18 protein-coding genes are annotated in these 16,174 nt (G+C 69.3%); 6 read left to right on the top strand and 12 right to left on the bottom strand.

All coding sequences use genetic code 11. The annotated features are described in order from the left end of the window. Window positions 1-37 precede the first annotated feature (37 nt). The 3 genes from LX88_RS00755 to LX88_RS00745 all read left to right on the top strand — a co-directional run bounded on the left by LX88_RS00755 (window position 38) and on the right by LX88_RS00745 (window position 2,982). On the top strand, window positions 38-331 hold the full coding sequence (locus LX88_RS00755) for a hypothetical protein (RefSeq protein WP_258945996.1): 294 nt from the start codon (window positions 38-40) through the stop codon (window positions 329-331). A 204-nt stretch (window positions 332-535) separates the two neighbouring features. Beyond that, window positions 536-1,708 (top strand): M20 family metallopeptidase, encoded by a 1,173-nt coding sequence (locus LX88_RS00750; RefSeq protein ID WP_258945995.1) that lies wholly within the window; start codon window positions 536-538, stop codon window positions 1,706-1,708. Then, window positions 1,705-2,982: a M20 family metallopeptidase gene (locus LX88_RS00745; protein WP_090067253.1), complete on the top strand. Its 1,278-nt coding sequence runs from the start codon at window positions 1,705-1,707 to the stop codon at window positions 2,980-2,982. Before LX88_RS00750 ends, LX88_RS00745 begins: the two co-directional genes overlap by 4 nt. Before the next feature lie 91 nt (window positions 2,983-3,073). Here LX88_RS00745 and LX88_RS00740 read toward each other — a convergent pair whose 3' ends face one another. Beyond that, a complete protein-coding gene (locus LX88_RS00740; protein ID WP_258947577.1) occupies window positions 3,074-4,783 on the bottom strand; it encodes a glycerol-3-phosphate dehydrogenase/oxidase in 1,710 nt (569 codons plus the stop codon). A gap of 284 nt (window positions 4,784-5,067) precedes the next feature. Between LX88_RS00740 and LX88_RS00735 the strand changes: the two genes are divergently transcribed. Together LX88_RS00735 and glpK are read left to right on the top strand one after the other, a co-directional pair. Continuing rightward, a complete protein-coding gene (locus LX88_RS00735; RefSeq protein ID WP_090067254.1) occupies window positions 5,068-5,811 on the top strand; it encodes an MIP/aquaporin family protein in 744 nt (247 codons plus the stop codon). 13 nt (window positions 5,812-5,824) lie between these two features. Further along, window positions 5,825-7,333: a glycerol kinase GlpK gene (gene glpK / locus LX88_RS00730; protein WP_258945994.1), complete on the top strand. Its 1,509-nt coding sequence runs from the start codon at window positions 5,825-5,827 to the stop codon at window positions 7,331-7,333. 56 nt (window positions 7,334-7,389) lie between these two features. On the opposite strand, the gene LX88_RS00725 is transcribed toward glpK, so the two are convergent. The 4 genes from LX88_RS00725 to LX88_RS00710 form a co-directional block, all read right to left on the bottom strand. Then, the gene (locus LX88_RS00725; RefSeq protein ID WP_258945993.1) at window positions 7,390-7,926 is read right to left on the bottom strand and encodes a sortase domain-containing protein; all 537 of its coding nucleotides are present in this window, start codon (window positions 7,924-7,926) and stop codon (window positions 7,390-7,392) included. Window positions 7,927-7,996: 70 nt separating this feature from the next. Beyond that, a complete protein-coding gene (locus tag LX88_RS00720) occupies window positions 7,997-8,722 on the bottom strand; it encodes a hypothetical protein (protein WP_258945992.1) in 726 nt (241 codons plus the stop codon). 14 nt (window positions 8,723-8,736) lie between these two features. Next, window positions 8,737-9,324, bottom strand: a complete 588-nt coding sequence (locus LX88_RS00715; RefSeq protein ID WP_258945991.1) for a class F sortase — start codon at window positions 9,322-9,324, stop codon at window positions 8,737-8,739. A 44-nt stretch (window positions 9,325-9,368) separates the two neighbouring features. Further along, window positions 9,369-10,772 carry an NAD(P)H-quinone dehydrogenase gene (locus LX88_RS00710; protein ID WP_090067476.1) on the bottom strand — a complete coding sequence of 468 codons (1,404 nt, stop codon included), beginning with the start codon at window positions 10,770-10,772 and terminating at the stop codon, window positions 9,369-9,371. 108 nt (window positions 10,773-10,880) lie between these two features. Between LX88_RS00710 and LX88_RS00705 the strand changes: the two genes are divergently transcribed. After that, window positions 10,881-11,330, top strand: a complete 450-nt coding sequence (locus tag LX88_RS00705; RefSeq protein ID WP_030478530.1) for a gamma-glutamylcyclotransferase family protein — start codon at window positions 10,881-10,883, stop codon at window positions 11,328-11,330. Window positions 11,331-11,472: 142 nt separating this feature from the next. On the opposite strand, the gene LX88_RS00700 is transcribed toward LX88_RS00705, so the two are convergent. The 7 genes from LX88_RS00700 to LX88_RS00670 form a co-directional block, all read right to left on the bottom strand. Next, the gene (locus LX88_RS00700; RefSeq protein WP_258945990.1) at window positions 11,473-12,279 is read right to left on the bottom strand and encodes an ESX secretion-associated protein EspG; all 807 of its coding nucleotides are present in this window, start codon (window positions 12,277-12,279) and stop codon (window positions 11,473-11,475) included. Further along, a complete protein-coding gene (locus LX88_RS00695) occupies window positions 12,279-13,505 on the bottom strand; it encodes a PPE domain-containing protein (RefSeq protein WP_258945989.1) in 1,227 nt (408 codons plus the stop codon). Before LX88_RS00695 ends, LX88_RS00700 begins: the two co-directional genes overlap by 1 nt. 2 nt (window positions 13,506-13,507) lie before the next feature. After that, window positions 13,508-13,813, bottom strand: coding sequence for a transcriptional regulator (locus LX88_RS00690; protein WP_245982699.1), 306 nt, complete (start codon window positions 13,811-13,813; stop codon window positions 13,508-13,510). Between the two features lie 157 nt (window positions 13,814-13,970). Beyond that, window positions 13,971-14,555 carry a DUF3558 domain-containing protein gene (locus LX88_RS00685; RefSeq protein ID WP_258945988.1) on the bottom strand — a complete coding sequence of 195 codons (585 nt, stop codon included), beginning with the start codon at window positions 14,553-14,555 and terminating at the stop codon, window positions 13,971-13,973. A gap of 6 nt (window positions 14,556-14,561) precedes the next feature. Further along, window positions 14,562-15,128, bottom strand: a complete 567-nt coding sequence (locus LX88_RS00680; protein WP_258945987.1) for a GNAT family N-acetyltransferase — start codon at window positions 15,126-15,128, stop codon at window positions 14,562-14,564. 10 nt (window positions 15,129-15,138) lie between these two features. Continuing rightward, the gene (locus LX88_RS00675; RefSeq protein ID WP_258945986.1) at window positions 15,139-15,804 is read right to left on the bottom strand and encodes an HAD family hydrolase; all 666 of its coding nucleotides are present in this window, start codon (window positions 15,802-15,804) and stop codon (window positions 15,139-15,141) included. Continuing rightward, entirely contained in the window at window positions 15,774-16,160 is a 387-nt protein-coding gene (locus LX88_RS00670) for a DUF1707 SHOCT-like domain-containing protein (protein WP_258945985.1), read from the bottom strand. The genes LX88_RS00675 and LX88_RS00670 overlap by 31 nt, the downstream gene beginning before the upstream one ends. Between the last annotated feature and the right edge of the window lie 14 nt (window positions 16,161-16,174).

Here is a 16,174-nt window from a genome sequence, read left to right as displayed (position 1 = left end):
GACCTTCGATCGTGGTATTCGAGGTAGAGTTCAGGCCATGTCGAGGTTGCTGCTGGCCTGCGTGTTCTCGCTGTTGAGCGTTCTCGGGATCGCCGGAGTGGCGTCCGCGCAAGAGGCGGCGAACGCGCCTGTGCCGGCTGCGCAGCAGACGACCGCGAACCCGGCTCCCGACGTGAACGCGCCGCAGGAGCCGTCGCCTGAAGCTCGTGAGGAGACCAAGCGCAAGCTGTGGATCGGCGGCATCGCCGTTCTGCTGTTCGTGCTGGTCTACTACCGCAACAAGAAGCGGTGGGCGAAGTGGCGCAAGGAGCGGGCTGCCAAGAAGGGATAGCCGGGGGCCGTTCGGCGTGAGACGGGTCGTCCCACCTAGTGGGACGTAATAGTCAAAGTTAAGCGTGTCTCTCGACCATTTGCGTCATCGTTGATCGGTCAGACCGAAACTCGCTCGCCGCTTGGCGCAGCGCTGCGACCGGCCGTCCGGTTGATCATCATCAGCGCGCCGTGTCCAACAGGTGGTGATGCAGGATGGTGGCAAATGAGTACCGACTTGAAGATCAGCACACGCTCGGCCATCGAGCGGTACTCGGACGCGCTGCTGGACCTGTCGCACTCGATCCACGCCGAGCCCGAGCTGGCCTTCGAGGAGCACCGCAGCGTCGAGAAGATCACGTCCTTGCTGGTCAAGGAGGGTTTTGAGGTCGACCACGCCGTGGCGGACCTCGACACCGCGTTCGTCGCGACGTTCGGCGACGGCGAGCTCGTCCTGGGGCTTTGCGCCGAATACGACGCTCTGCCCGAGGTCGGGCACGCGTGTGGGCACAACGTCATCGCGGCGGCGTCCGTCGGCACCGCACTCGCACTGCGTGACATCGCAGATCAGCTGGGTGTCACCGTGAAGGTGATCGGGACCCCGGCGGAAGAGGTCGGTGGCGGCAAGGTGCTCATGCTGGAACGGGGCGTGTTCGACGACGTCTCGCTCTCGATGATGGTGCACCCGGCGCCGTACGAGTCGTGCGCCGCCAAATCGCTCGCCATCACCGATCTCGAGGTGCACTACAAGGGCAAGCCGTCCCACGCGGCCGCCGCCCCTCACCTGGGCGTCAACGCCGCGGACGCGGTGACGGTCGCGCAGATGTCGATCAGTCTGCTGCGGCAGCACTTCGAGCCCGGCCAGATGGTGAGCGGCATCGTCACCAACGGCGGTACCGTGCCGAACGTAATACCCGCCCGCGCATCGGCGATGTTCGACGTGAGGGCGGAAAATCTGGAATCGTTGCAGCGCCTGGAGAACCGGATCCGGGACTGCTTCTCCGCCGGTGCGCTCGCGACCGGTTGCACCCATGAGGTCGTGCAGGTCTCACCGATCTACGCCGAGTTGACTCCCGACCCGTGGCTCGCGGACGCCTACCGGCGTGCGGCCACCGAGCTGGGCAGACGACCGCTCTCGCCAGAACAGGAACAGCGGGAGAAGATCGGGAGCACCGACATGGGCAACGTCACCAGAGTGTTGCCCGCCATCCACCCGACCATCGCCATCGACTGCGGAGACGCGGTGAACCACCAACTTGAGTTCGCGACCGCCTGTGCCTCGGCGTCGGCCGACCGTGCGCTCCTCGACGGAGCACTTGCCATGGCCTGGACGACGATCGCGACAGCCACCGATTCCCAGCAGCGCGCACGGCTGCTGGCCCGCGGAGGTGCGGCATGACGGTTCTGGACTCCCGGCCCTCGGGCTCCTCAACTGTGAAGACGTCCCCTGAGATGCTCGTCGACCCCACCGGGGTGAGCATGTCTCCTGTGGATGATCTCGGAGAAGGCCGCGGCCCCGCGTGGCTCGACGACTGGTTGAAGGCGAACGCCGCCGACGTAGTCGCCTGGCGACGCCACATCCACGCGCACCCCGAGCTCTCCCGGCGCGAGTACAACACCACCGAACTCGTGGCGAAGCTGCTGCGCGAGGTCGGCCTCAAGCCGCGCATCCTCCCCGGCGGCACGGGCCTGATCTGCGACATCGGCCACGGCTCCCGCTGCGTGGCTCTCCGCGCGGACATGGACGCCCTGCCGCTGCACGAGAACACCGGCCTGCCCTTCGGGTCCACTGTGGACGGTGTGTCGCACGCGTGCGGTCACGACGCCCACACGACGGTCCTGCTCGGCACGGCGCTGGCCCTCGCCTCGGCGACGGAGCTGCCGGGCCGCATCCGCCTGGTGTTCCAGCCGGCGGAGGAGGTCATGCCGGGCGGTGCGCTCGACGTGCTCGCCGCCGGCGGGCTCGACGGCGTGGAGCGGATCTTCGGCCTGCACTGCGACCCTCGTCTGCAGGTCGGCCGCATCGGCACGCGCATCGGCGCCATCACGTCGGCCTCCGACCTGCTGGAAGTGCGCCTGTCCTCGCCGGGCGGCCACACCTCGCGCCCGCACCTCACCGCGGACCTGGTGCACGCCCTCGGCACGCTCATCACCGGTCTGCCGACGATGCTGTCGCGCCGCGTCGACCCCCGCTCCGGCACCGTCCTGGTGTGGGGCGCGGTGCACGCGGGCGAGGCGCCGAACGCGGTCCCGCAGGACGGTCTGGTGCGCGGCACGCTGCGCACCGGCGACCGGGACATCTGGGCCGAACTGGAGCCACTGGTCAAGGACCTCGTGACGGGCCTGCTGGCCCCGACCGGCGTCGGCTTCGACCTGCACCACCGCCGCGGCGTGCCGCCGGTGGTCAACGACCGCGAGTCCACCCAGATCCTGCGCGCCGGCATCGAGGCCGCCCTGGGTGACGACGCGCTCGCGGGCACCGAGCAGTCGTCCGGTGGTGAGGACTTCGGCTGGTACCTGGAACACGTGCCTGGTTCGTTCGCGCGCCTCGGCGTGTGGAACGGCCAGGAGAAGCAGCGCGATCTGCACCAGCCGACGTTCGACCTGGACGAGCGCGCGCTCCTCGTCGGGGTCCGCGTCATGGTGCACACCGCGTTGGCTGCTCTCGCCTAGAGCGGAACCCTCTCGGTTTGAGCTGTGCTGTGGCGCGTGCGGAACGATTCGCACGCGCCACAGTGCTGTCCGGGGCCGGGGCTGTCCGGGGTCAGCTCACGGGTTCGGTCAACTGCGGACGTGCCTCCGGCGCGGCGGCCCTGACCGCGTCCGCCGCCTGGTCGTCCTTCTGGGTCTGGGACGTGCGTTCGGCCTCGACGCGGGCGTTGTAGACCTCGACCTCGCGCTTGATCGCGTCCTCGTCCCACCCGAGGATCGGCGCGACCAGCCTGGCCACCGCCTCCGACGAGTCGACGCCGCGGTGGGCGTACTCGATGGAGATGCGGGTGCGCCGCGTGAGGACGTCCTCCAGGTGCATCGCGCCCTCGTGCGAGACCGCGTACACCGCCTCGACCTGCAGGTAGTCGGGGGAGGCCGGGATCGGCTTGAGCAACTCGGGGTTGTCCGCCGCCAGCGACAGCACCTCGTGCACCAGCGAGCCGTAGCGGTCGAGCAGGTGACGGACGCGGTACGGGTGCAGACCGTGCTTGGCCGCGAGCTGGTCCGCCTGGTTGACCAGCGCGTGGTAGCCGTCGGCGCCGACCAGCGGCACCTTGTCGGTGATGGACGGCTGGATCCGGCCGGGCACGTCCACCTGCGCCGCGTCGACGGCGTCCGCGCCCATCACCCGGTACGTCGTGTACTTGCCGCCCGCGATCGCGACCAGGCCCGGCGAGACCCGTGCCACCGCGTGTTCGCGGGAGAGCTTCGACGTCGAGTCGGACTCGCCCGCCAGCAACGGCCGCAGGCCCGCGTAGACGCCCTCGATGTCGTCGTGCGTCAGCGGGGTCGCGAGCACCGAGTTGACGTGTTCGAGGATGTAGTCGATGTCGTGCTTGGTGGCCGCGGGGTGCGCCAGGTCGAGGTTCCAGTCCGTGTCCGTGGTGCCGACGATCCAGTGGTTGCGCCACGGGATGACGAACAGCACGGACTTCTCGGTGCGCAGGATCATGCCGGCCTCGGCGACGATCCGGTCGCGCGGAACGACGATGTGCACGCCCTTCGACGCCCGCACCCGGAACCGGCCACGCGAACCCGAGAGCCGCTGCAGCTCGTCCGTCCACACACCGGTCGCGTTGATCACGGCGTGCGCCCGCACGTCGACCTCGCGCCCGTCCTCGACGTCGCGCACCCGCACGCCGGACACTCGGTCCGCCTCGCGCAGGAACCCGACGACCTGGGTCGACGTGCGCACCACGGCGCCGTAGTGGGCGGCGGTGCGGCCGACCATCATCGTGTGCCGGGCGTCGTCCGCCTGGGCGTCGTAGTAGCGGATGCCGCCGATCAACGCGTCGCGCTTCAACGCGGGGACCAGCCGGAGCGCGCCCGCCCGGGAGAGGTGCTTCTGCCCCGGCACGGACCGGGCGCCGCCCATCGTGTCGTACAGGAACAGGCCGGCCGCCGAGTACGGGCGTTCCCAGATCCGGTTGCTCAGCGGGTAGAGGAACGCGACGGGCTTCACCAGGTGCGGCGCGATGCGCGTCAGCATCAGCTCGCGTTCGCGCAGTGCCTCGCGCACCAGGCCGAACTCGAGCTGTTCCAGGTAGCGCAGGCCGCCGTGGAAGAGCTTGGAGGACCGGCTCGACGTGCCGGACGCCAGGTCACGGGCCTCGACGAGCGCGACCCGCAGGCCGCGGGTGGCAGCGTCGAGCGCCGCGCCGACGCCGACGACACCACCGCCGATCACGACGATGTCGAACGTCTCGGCTCCCAGCCGCTGCCAGGCTTCCTCGCGTTCGGCAGGCCCGAGCCGGCCGGTGATCGGCGGCTCGGCATGGGTTCGTGGTGGTGCAGCTGCGTTCTTGCGCGTGGCCACGACAGACGCCTCCCTGCTACGACTGCGCTTCACGCTACCTTCAGCGACCGCCTCCCGCCCACGGGCGCGCGGGCCAGAACCGTATGGCCTGGAAATGGCCCGATTACAGGTACTTGGCGTGGACAACTGATCAGGTCGGTAATAGCGTCCGAGCACGTTGAAGGCGGGCGGCGCGGCCCTGACCTCGGGTTTGCGCGTCCTGCCTGGCCGCAAACGAGTGGAGGCCGACGATGAGCGCAGGCTCGATCTTCGTCTGGGAGATGCTGGGGACAGCGGTCCTCATCCTCCTGGGCACCGGTGTCGTCGCGAACCAGGTGCTCAAGAACACGCTCGGCAACAGCACGGGTTTCCTGTTCGTCAACGTCGGCTGGGCCTTCGCGGTCTTCGCCGGCGCCAGCATCGCCAACCCCAGCGGGGCGCACCTCAACCCCGCGGTGACGCTCGGCCTCGCCGTCGCGGACAAGACGCCGTGGGGCGACGTTCCCGTCTACTTCCTCGGTCAGATGGTCGGCGCGATCATCGGTGCGATGCTCTGCTGGGCCACGTACAAGCTGCAGTTCGACACGCACGACGAACCGCAGAACACGCTCGGCATCTTCTCCACCGGCCCGACCGTGCCGAGCGCGCCGTGGAACCTCGTCTCCGAGATCATCGGCACGTTCGTGCTGGTCCTCTGGATCCTGTTGTCGCCGGGCGCGAAGGAGTCCGTCGACGGGGTCCCGCAGTTCGGCAACTCGGCGCTCGGGTACGCGGGTGTCGCGTTCGTCGTGCTGGTGATCGGCACGTCGCTCGGTGGCCCGACGGGCTACGCCATCAACCCGGCGCGCGACCTCGGTCCGCGCATCGCCTACGCGTTCATGATGCCCATCCGCAACAAGGGCAACGCCAACTGGAGCTACTCGTGGGTCCCCGTCGTGGGCCCGCTCGTGGGTGGCGCGCTCGCCGCGTTGCTCTTCCTGGTTCTCCCGGTCTGAAAGGACTTCTCGCATGACGCAGTACGTGGCCGCGATCGACCAGGGCACGACGTCGACCCGGTGCATGATCTTCGACCACTCCGGACGGGTGGTGGCGGTCGACCAGAAGGAGCACGAGCAGATCTTCCCGAAGGCCGGGTGGGTCGAGCACGACCCGAAGGAGGTCTGGCAGAACACCCGCCAGGTCGCCGCCGGCGCGCTCGCCAAGGCCGATCTGTCCACTTCGGACATCGCCGCGGTCGGCATCACCAACCAGCGCGAGACCGCGCTGGTGTGGGACAGGAACACCGGCGAACCCGTCTACAACGCCATCGTGTGGCAGGACACCCGCACCGACAAGATCGTGCAGGAGCTGGGTGCGCTGGGCGGCGGGCAGGAGCGCTACCGCCAGAAGGTCGGCCTGCCGCTGGCGACCTACTTCTCCGGACCCAAGGTCCGCTGGATCCTCGACAACGTCGAGGGCGCGCGGGACCGGGCCGAGGCCGGTGACCTGCTGTTCGGCAACATGGACACGTGGGTGCTGTGGAACATGACGGGCGGCACCAACGGCGGCGTGCACGTCACCGACCCGACGAACGCCTCGCGCACCATGCTGATGGACCTCGACACGTTGCAGTGGGACTCCTCGATCGCCGAGGACATGGGCATCCCGATGTCGATGCTGCCGGAGATCAGGTCGTCGTCCGAGGTCTACGGCCAGGTGCGCGAACGCGGTGCGCTGGCCGGCGTGCCGATCGCCGGCATCCTCGGCGACCAGCAGGCGGCGACGTTCGGCCAGGCCTGCCTCTCGCCCGGTGAAGCCAAGAACACCTACGGCACCGGCAACTTCATGCTGCTCAACACCGGCACCGAGAAGGTGATGAGCGAGAACGGGTTGCTCACCACCGTCTGCTACAAGATCGGCGAGGCCGCTCCCGTCTACGCCCTGGAAGGCTCGATCGCCGTCACCGGTTCGCTGGTGCAGTGGTTGCGGGACAACCTGGGCATGATCGGCTCCGCGGCCGAGATCGAGGAACACGCCCGTTCGGTGGAGGACAACGGCGGCGCGTACTTCGTGCCCGCCTTCTCCGGCCTGTTCGCACCGTACTGGCGTTCCGACGCCCGCGGCGCGATCGTGGGACTCACGAGGTTCGTCAACAAGGGCCACCTCGCGCGGGCCGTGCTGGAGGCGACCGCCTTCCAGACCCGCGAGGTGCTCGACGCGATGAACGCCGACTCGGGCGTCGACCTGACCGCGTTGAAGGTCGACGGCGGCATGGTCGTGAACGAACTGCTGATGCAGTTCCAGGCGGACATCCTCGGCGTGCCGGTGATCCGGCCGGTCGTGGCCGAGACGACCGCGCTGGGTGCCGCCTACGCGGCCGGTCTCGCCGTTGGGTTCTGGAAGAGCGAGGACGAGATCCGCGAGAACTGGGCGCAGGACAAGCAGTGGGAGCCGCAGATGGACGAGTCCCGCCGCACGTCGGAGTACGCGAACTGGAAGAAGGCCGTCACGAAGACCTTCGACTGGGTGGAGGACTGACGTTGATGAGGGGAGCTTTCATAAACCTGACGTTTATGAAAGCTCCCCTCATCAACTTAGGCTGGGGCTGCGTGCACGATTACGTTGTCTCGGGTGCCGCAGGTGATCAGGCGTAAGCCTTGTTCGTCCTTGTCGCGTGCTACGGCCTCCGCGAAGAAGTCGTCGCGGATGATCCGTTCCGTGCGCGTCACGGTGAACCTGGCGATCGAACCGTCCTTCTTGGACACTTCGAGCAGGTCGCCCTCGGTCAGGTCGTTCAGGCGGTAGAAGACGCCTCTGGCCTTGTTGCTCTCGATCCGGCCGACGATGATCCACTGCTGCGGTTGTGTCTGGTACCACCCTGCCTGCATGCCCTCGTTGGCCGGCGGCATCTGGACGGCGCCCTGCTGGTCGAGGCCGAGCGCGACCAGGGACGACCGCACGCCGATCCGCTCGACCCGCAGTTCCATCGGGTCGGAGTTGCCGAGCGGTGACACCACCGGCGGCGGAGCGCTGTCACTCGTCGCCGCCGATGGCTTCGGTGCCGGCCCCTGCGAACAGGCGGTGGTGGCCAGCGCCACGCACAGCACCGCGATCAAGACACGAGTCCCCACGAACCCATTGACGCACATCTCGTGGGTTAGTTGCGCGTCCGATTGAGACAGGTCCCAACCGTGATCATCATTACGGCGCGGTGCCGCCGCCACCCGTCTCCGGCGCTCCCTTCGGCTTGACGACCGGCTTCGGCTTCGGCTTCGGCTTGGGCGCCTGCGGATTGGGCGTCGTGGTGGCCGGGGGTGGAGTGGTCGTGGTCGGCGGCGTACCGAGGATCCGGAACGTCTTCACGCTGCGTTCCGGGCGGTTCTCGCACTGGTACACGACCTCGTACGTGCCGGGAGTGGTGATCGCCTTGGTGTCACCGCTGAAGCGGCCGAAGTTGCCGCCGCGGGTGAACCTCAGCGGCTCCGCGAAACCGGGTGACTCGAGCGGTCCCGACGCCCTGCAACCGGTGCCCATGTCGCCGCCCGCGGTGATCGTGCCGCCCGGCTCGACCTCGGCCGGGAGCAGGTACCAGTGGATCACCAGTGGGAGCACGGTGAACTGGGCGGTGAGCGTCTTGCCGTCGCACTGGACGGACGCCGTGTAGGTGCCTTCCTTGGTGGTGACCTGCCCGAAGCCGTGCCCCTTGGCGGGGTCGGACGAGCTCGGGCTGAGCGTGATCGGAGCAACGAGTCCGGGCGACGTGACGTCGGAGTACGTCTTGCACGGCCCGGCGAGCGCGGAGACGGTCCTGCCGTTCGCCACGGTCCCGTCCATCACCAGCGCCGGTTCCTCCTGCTGTGCCGTCGCGAGTGGTGTGAACGCCACGGTCGCCGACAACGCGATCGCGGTGGTCAGGGCTTTTCTCATGGTTGTTCCCTCCCTCAGATCAGCGTCGCGTAGACGATGATGTTGTCCCGGTAGCTGCGGGTGGCCTGGTCGTAGCCGCCCCCGCAGGTGATCAGCCGCAGCTCGGGTTCTCCGGTGTCGCCGTAGACGGCCTCGGTGGGGAAGCTGCTCTTGGCGATCTGCTCGGTCGTGCGCACGCGGAACCGCGCCGTGCTCCCGTCCTTTCTGGACACCTCGACCTCGTCGCCCGCGGCGACTTCCCTGAGGCGGAAGAAGATTCCCGGCTGCTCGTTGCCGTCGACGTGACCGAGGATGACGGCGGGCCCGACCTCACCCGGTGTGCGGGCGAGCCGGTACCAGCCGGCCTGCATCGGCTGCTCGACCGGCGGCACCTCGACCGTCTCGTCCGGGTTGAGCCCCAGCGGGACGAGCGAGGACTTCGCGCCGATCTTCGGGATGCGCACCTCCACCGGTTCCGACGGAGGCAGCCCTCTGTCCACGGCGGACGGTGAGGTGGAGGGCTGCTGGGTCGGTGCCGGCGCGGTGGGCAGCGTCGCGTCGGACGCCTTGGCGCAGCCGGTCAGCAGCGCCAGCGCTACGAGAATCCCCCAGAACGAACGCATGCCCCGGACACGTCGGTGTCCGGGGCGGCGTTGCCGTGCGTTACTTAATCGAGATCGTCGTGCCGCATGAGCTGGCGGCCGGCCTCGGTGATGGAGCCCGAGAGCGACGGGTAGACCGAGAACGTCGTGGCGAGGTGCTCGACGGTGAGCTGGTTCTGCAGGGCCAGCGCGATCGGCAGGATGAGCTCGCTCGCGTTCGGCGCCACGACGACGCCGCCGATGACCACGCCGGTGGCCGGGCGGCAGAACAGCTTCACGAAGCCGCGGCGCAGACCCTCCATCTTGGCGCGGGGGTTCGTGGCGAGCGGCAGCATGATCGTGCGCGCGGGCACCTCACCCGAGTCGATCGCCTGCTGGCTGATGCCGACGCTCGCGATCTCGGGGTTGGTGAAGACGTTCGCGGCGACGGTCTTGAGCTTGATCGGGCTGACGCCCTCGCCCAGCGCGTGCCACATCGCGATGCGCCCCTGCATGGCGGCGACGGACGCGAGCAGCAACACGCCGGTGCAGTCGCCGGCCGCGTAGACGCCGCTGACGTTGGTCCGGCTGACCCGGTCGACCGGGATGTACCCGCCACGCCCGAGCTCGATACCGATCTTGTCGAGGCCGATGTCGTTCGTGTTCGGCACCGAACCGACGGTCATCAGGGCGTGCGACGCCTCGATCGTGCGACCGTCTTCCAGGTGGATCAGGACGCCGTCACCGACGTTCTCGACCTTGTCCGCGCGGGCGTGCTTGACGACGGCCGTGCCGCGCTCGGCGAACACGTCCTCGAGCACCGCGGCCGCGTCGGCGTCCTCGTGGGGCAGCACCCGGTCCCGGCTGGAGACCATCGTCACCTTCACGCCCATCTCGGTGTAGGCGCTGGCGAACTCGACACCGGTGACACCGGAACCGATCACCGCGAGGTGCTCGGGCAGCTCGGGCAGGTCGTAGATCTGCCGCCAGGTGAGGACCCGCTTGCCGTCGGGCTCGGCACCCTGCAACACGCGCGGGGTCGCACCGGTTGCGATCAGCACCACATCGGCGTTGAGGACTTCCTCCTCGCCGCTCGCGGAGGTCGCCACGACCTGGTGCTGGGCGAGCCCGCGGGAGTCGTCGACGAACTTCGCGCGCCCGTTGATCAGCCGCACGCCCTCGCGCTGAAGACGCGCCCGGACGTCCGCGGACTGGGCCAGTGCCAGCCCCTTCACCCGACCGTGTACGACCGGCAGATCAACGGCGGCCTGCTCGTTGTGGGTCTGAATGCCCAGCTCACCGGCGTTGCGGAAGGCACTGCGAGCCCCCGCGGAGGCGATGAACGTCTTGGACGGCACGCAGTCGTACAACACGCACGCGCCACCTGCCCCGTCGTTCTCGACGACGGTCACGTCGGCGCCGTGCTGCGCAGCGACCAGGGCTGCCTCGTAACCTGCGGGTCCGCCGCCCATGATGACGATGCGGGTCACGATCAGTCCCTTCTGCGTGCTTGTCGGCCGGCACAACCGTACGCGTTGACCGAATCGACCGTGTCGTCAGTACCGAAAGCTGATCGCCGTGTCGCTACGCTGTCGGACGTGCCGCTCTATGCCGCGTACGGGTCGAACATGGATCCGAACCAGATGATGGAGCGAGCCCCGTACTCCCCGCTCGCGGGGACCGGCTGGCTCGTTGGTTGGCGCATGACGTTCGGTGGCGAGGACCTCGGCTGGGAGGGTGCCCTCGCGACGATCGTCGAGGAGCCAGACCACCAGACGTTCTGCGTGCTTTACGACGTGTCCCCGCGCGATGAGTCGCGGCTGGACCGGTGGGAGGGCGCGCTCGGGCTCTACAAGAAGATCCGGCTGCGGGTGCAGACCCTGGAGGGGTCTGTCGTGGCCTGGCTCTACGTGCTGGACGCCTATGAGGGCGGGTTGCCGTCCGCCCGGTACATCGGGGTGGTCGCGGACGCCGCTGAGGCTGCTGGAGCGCCCGATGACTACGTGAACGACCTGCGGACCCGGCCCTGTCAGGGGATCGGGCCCTGAGCTGACCGGTGAAGGTCGTCAGGCGGGCGCCTGCCGTCCGCGACGTCGCGCTTGACGCACGCGGGGCGCCTTCGTACTGCATGAGAGTACGAAAGCGCCCCGCGTGCGTTCTGTCGTGGAAGTGTGCGGCCACACCGGCCTGTCAGGCGCCGGTGGCCTCCGCCAGCAGCTCCACCAGGTGGTGGTGCATGCGGCGGTAGTCGACCGGCGTGATGGTCGACCACGGTGGCTGGCCCTCCGCCGCCCGGCGCATCTGCAGGTAGCGGCCCTTCGGGGTGTCGTAGAACGCGACCACGCGGTCCGGGCGGACGCGTTTGCCCCACTTGTCGCGGGCCGCTGCGCCGAACTGGCCTCGGTTCGAGGCGTCCCGGATCATCTCGGCCAGGGTGTGGGCGTCGTCGGCGCGCAGAGTGCCGCGCAGGGCCTCTTCGAGCTCTTCCGGGGTGTTCGCCGTGGTCGCTGCCGCGTCCAGGTCCGCGGACGGCAGGGTGATGGAGTGGCCCTCGCCCGCCGGGGCGGTGGGGAGGGCCGTCAGGGCCTCGCGGGGGAGGCCGTCGGCCTCTGCCGGGCGCAGGACCAGTTGGGTGCCGTCGAGGACCGCCAGTACGCCTGCCTGGCCCTTGCCCGCGGCGAGGACGCGGAGGCTGCGTTCGTGCAGCCACATGCGGGCGTCGATCTCCTGTTGCGGGCGGTTCAGGACGTGCAGCAGGTCTTCGAGGGTCGGGTCGAGGGAACGGGGGCCGCCGAGGCCGCGGGCTCCCAGCTGGAGCCAGACCTGGTCCTCGATGGCCCTGCGTTCCTCGGTGGTCTTGCCCGGTGACGGGACCTTCAGGACGAGCGGCATCGTCTCCAGGCCCAGGTGGTCCCAGAGAACGTCGAACTCCAGCGTGGAGATGACCACCGGGTCGCGCGTGTCGCTCGTCCCGGCGTCCAAGCCGAACAGAGTCATCAGTCGGTCGTGCTCTCCCCGATGACGGGCAACGCGTAGCTGCCCACGCCGTAGATGTCGTCGCGCTCGCGGAGGTAGTCGGCGGCCTTGTGCTCCAAGTCCTCCTCGTCCTCTCCCTTGCGCGCGCCGCCCATGCCGCCGAACGGGTCGAACGATGGCGGCATCGGCACGGCCCTGCGGTGGACCTGGTCGTTGTTCGAAGCGCCGACCGTGCCCATCGAACCCATCGCGGAACCCGCCGCGCCCGAGACGCCGGCGGCGTGGCCCTGGTTCATGACCGTGCCCATGGCGGCGGCACTGGAGGTGGCGGTCGCGCCGTCCTCCATCTGCTTCGTCTCGGAACCGGTGGACGAACCCGAACGGCTGGACGTGCGCTGGCCCGGCACGCCGACGCCCGCGGCGCCCGTGCCGCCAGGACCGTTGGTGCCGGTCATGCCGTTGGCGCCGTTGGTGCCCGCCGACGAGAGCGAGGTGTTCGAGCCCTTCACCGGAACCGCGCCGGTACCGGTGCCCGACGTGCGGGTCGTGGAACCCGGCGCGGGCGTGCCGCCACGAGGCGGCGGGGCGGTGGAGCCGCGCGTGCCGGACGAGGTGCGGCCACGCGTCGCGCTGCCGCCCGTTCCGTGCGGGCCGCCGCCCCAGACCGCGGCCGTGCCGATCTGGGCGCCACCGCCGTGCGTGAGGCCGGTGCCGCTGATCTGCAGCTGCGGCGGCTGGGTGAACTGGCCGAGCGTCGCGGTGTTCGCCGTCGTGGACGACGCGTAGGTCGACATGACCTCACGGGCACGGCGCTCGGCGGCGTCCTGTGCCGCCTCCTGCTTCTCGTGGTCGGTCTGGCCGCCGAAGAGGTGCGTGAGGCCGGTGACGAGGGCACCCGGCTGCTCGGCGGTCACTTTGACCGGCGCCGGCATGTCCGCGCGGGCCTTCGAGACGTAACCGGCCTGCAGTTCGGCCGAGTAGCGCATGACGTCCGCGCCGGTGCTCGCGCCGTCGGCCCAGGCGGCGATCGGGTTCAGGCCGGCCTGCGCCATGTCGGCGGCCTTGCCCTGCCACTTCGCGCCCGACTGCGAGATGCCCCTGTGCAGTTCGTCGTTGATCTCGGACAGCGCGGCGGAGACGCCCTGCCAGCGCTCCATCGACGCGAACGACGCGGAGGCGCCGGGGCCCGAGTGGATGCGTTCGTACAGCTCTTTGTGGCTGAAGCCCTGCCAGCGGTGATCGGCCATCGTCAGCACCCGCTCTTGTTCATCATGCCGGTGTTGTCGCCCTCGACCACGTTGTACTGGCGCTCGATCTGGTTGAGGTTGTCCATCGCGGTCTTGAGCTGGCGCTGGTAGTTCAGCAGTGCCTGCAGCGCCGAGTCACCGTCCGCGATCGAACGGTCGTTGAACTTCTCGGCGGCCTCGGCACTGACCGGGTCACCCGCCCACGGGCGCACGCGGAACTCGGTGATCGCCATCTCGATCTGCTTGTCCAGCTTGATCAAGGCGGCCGAGAACGTGCTGCGCAACGCGGGAATCGCTTCCGGCTCCACGTTCAACTCGTGCTGGCCGGGTGGCGAGGTGTCTGCCCCGCTACGTCCCCCTGGCGGCATCGTGAAACCTCCGGCGGTTGTGCTTACAAGCGCTTGGACACTCTAACCACTGAAGGTAACGCTGTGGAGTGCGATCAGTGACATCCGCCCGTGTGGGTCAGCGCTTCTGGAGCAAACTGGCCATCGCGGCCTCTGCCACCCGCTGGGCGCCGAGGCAAAGATGATCTTGTTGTACCGCAGTGGAATTGCCGCCGTCGCGGAACATGACGTCGAGGAACTGACCGTCGGCGACGTCCACCTCGACGGTGCAGGCGTTGCTCACGTCGGGTGTGCGGACAGTGATCGCGGTGTATCCCTCGATCGCGCTCACGGTGTAGTCGACCTGGGCGTTCTCCGAGAGCCACACGTCGGCGCCGGAGACCAGCACCAGTGCGATCCTCGCCACGTTCCCGCTCGTCGTGCTGCGGATCGTGCACGCCCGCGCCCCGCCGAAGCTCGGCTCGACGTACGCGCTGGGCGGGTTGTCGAGGCTCAGCGACGTGCGCTGGTCAGCGGTGAGCACCGCGCACGGGTCGACCGCGTCGAGCGGCAACGCGCGCGGCCGTTGCGGGAAGTCGAGCACGGAAGGTGTCGTCGTGGGGGACGGAGGCGGGGGCGGCGGGGTGGTCAGCGCACTCTGCTGGGGCGGCGCCGTGCACCCGGCCAGCGCCAGCGCGACGATGAGGAGCCCGGTGGTCCGCATGGCCGGTCACCGTAGCTGCTCTGGGAAGGGGTCCGACGCCAGTCGTGACCACAGCAACTGGTCTTCGCGCTGGTCACCGACGATCGCCTCCTCGCGAAGACGACCCTCGAGGGTGAATCCGCACTTCTCCGCGACTCGCTGTGACGCCGTGTTCGAGACCGCGTGCCGGTAGGTGACCCGGTGCATCTCCATCGCGCCGTAGACCCAGCCCAGCACCGAGTTCAGCGCGGCCGGCAGCACGCCCTTGCCGCGGTGCCGCGGCTGGCTCCAGCACATCACCTCGGCCGAGAGGAGGTGGCGGTCGACGTTGTGGATGACGATCCCGGCCATCACCTCGGCGGTGACGGCCTCGCACACCGCCCACGACCAGCGGTAGTCCTTCTCCCAGCCGTCGTTGAGCAGCAGGACGAGCGTTTCGGCGGACGGGGCGTCGTCCCCGGTCAGGCGGGGCATGTACCGCTTGGTCTCCGCGTCCGCGAAGGCCTCGGCCAGCACCGGCACGTCGTCGATGCGGTCGTCGCTGCGAAAGGCGCGCAGGTAGTACTCACCCGCGTTGATCTCAACTGGCTCCACGGCGAGGAGGCTAGCTCTCGCCCGTGAAACCGTCGTGTTGCTCGGCCAGGTCGTCGAGCGCGGCGCGGTGAGCGGACGCCGGCAGGCCGTCCGGAGCGGTGGTCAGCTCGACCACCCAGTCCACGGCCTCGGCGTCGTCCTCGCCCGCCAGCATGTCCCTGTGCACGGCGCACGGACCCCAGCCGCTCTCCAGCAGCGACGCCGCCAGTTCCTCGGCCTCGTCGCGGTCCGGCAGGATCAGCAGCACGGTCGGCGGGATCAGTCCGCGCACCGCCAGTGCCGTCCGCAGGGCGGCCGTGTCCGGCACGTGCACGCTGTCGAGCCCCGCAGCTGTCGCGGTCGCGGTGTCGGCGCCGAAGAAGACGGCTGTCGAGTGGCCGAGCTCGTCCAGCACCCTGCGGTACGACGCGGGATCCGGCTTCGCGGGACCGGGCAGGATCGCGTCGAACTCGGCGTCGAGGTCTGCTTCCTGCCCGTCGGCGGCGTTCGACAGCAACGCGACGAAGCACCGCAGTCGTGCCGTGCGGACCAATGCCAATGCCTCGGGAATCACCTCACCAGAGGTGGCCGCGAGTTCACGACCGGACTCCGGTGACGTCGGCGCGGCCGACCACAGCACCCCGAAGTCCAGCAGCAGCAACGGTTTCAGCGCCGGCGTCCGTTCCAGTGGCCCCACAACAGCGCCACGGCGGGCACCAGCAGGAAGATCAGCGGGTTTCTCACCAGCGCGAAGAACAGGATCACCACGGCGATGCCCACCACGGGCACGACCGCGCTCTCCCAGCGGCGCGCGGGCGCCTTGGAGGGCTCGTTGAACATGGGCACCGGCGCGACGAACTGCGGCCGCGGATCCGGCAGGTCGTAGAACAACGCCATCAGCTCGCCGCGCGTCTTCGCGGTGGTGATCTTCGCGGACCGGTCGCCGTACTCGTCGATGTCGATGCGGCCCGCGCTCATGTGCTCACCGAGCACCTGCAACGCCTGCTGACGCTCGGTGTCACCGATGCGGATGTCCCTGCTCGGGTCGCTCACGAACTCAATCGTAG

The sequence above is a fragment of the Lentzea californiensis genome, from assembly GCF_024648825.1.
GTDB lineage: Bacteria > Actinomycetota > Actinomycetes > Mycobacteriales > Pseudonocardiaceae > Lentzea > Lentzea californiensis.
The sequence above is the reverse complement of the archived record's forward strand: the minus strand, read 5'-3'. Positions and strand labels throughout refer to the sequence as shown.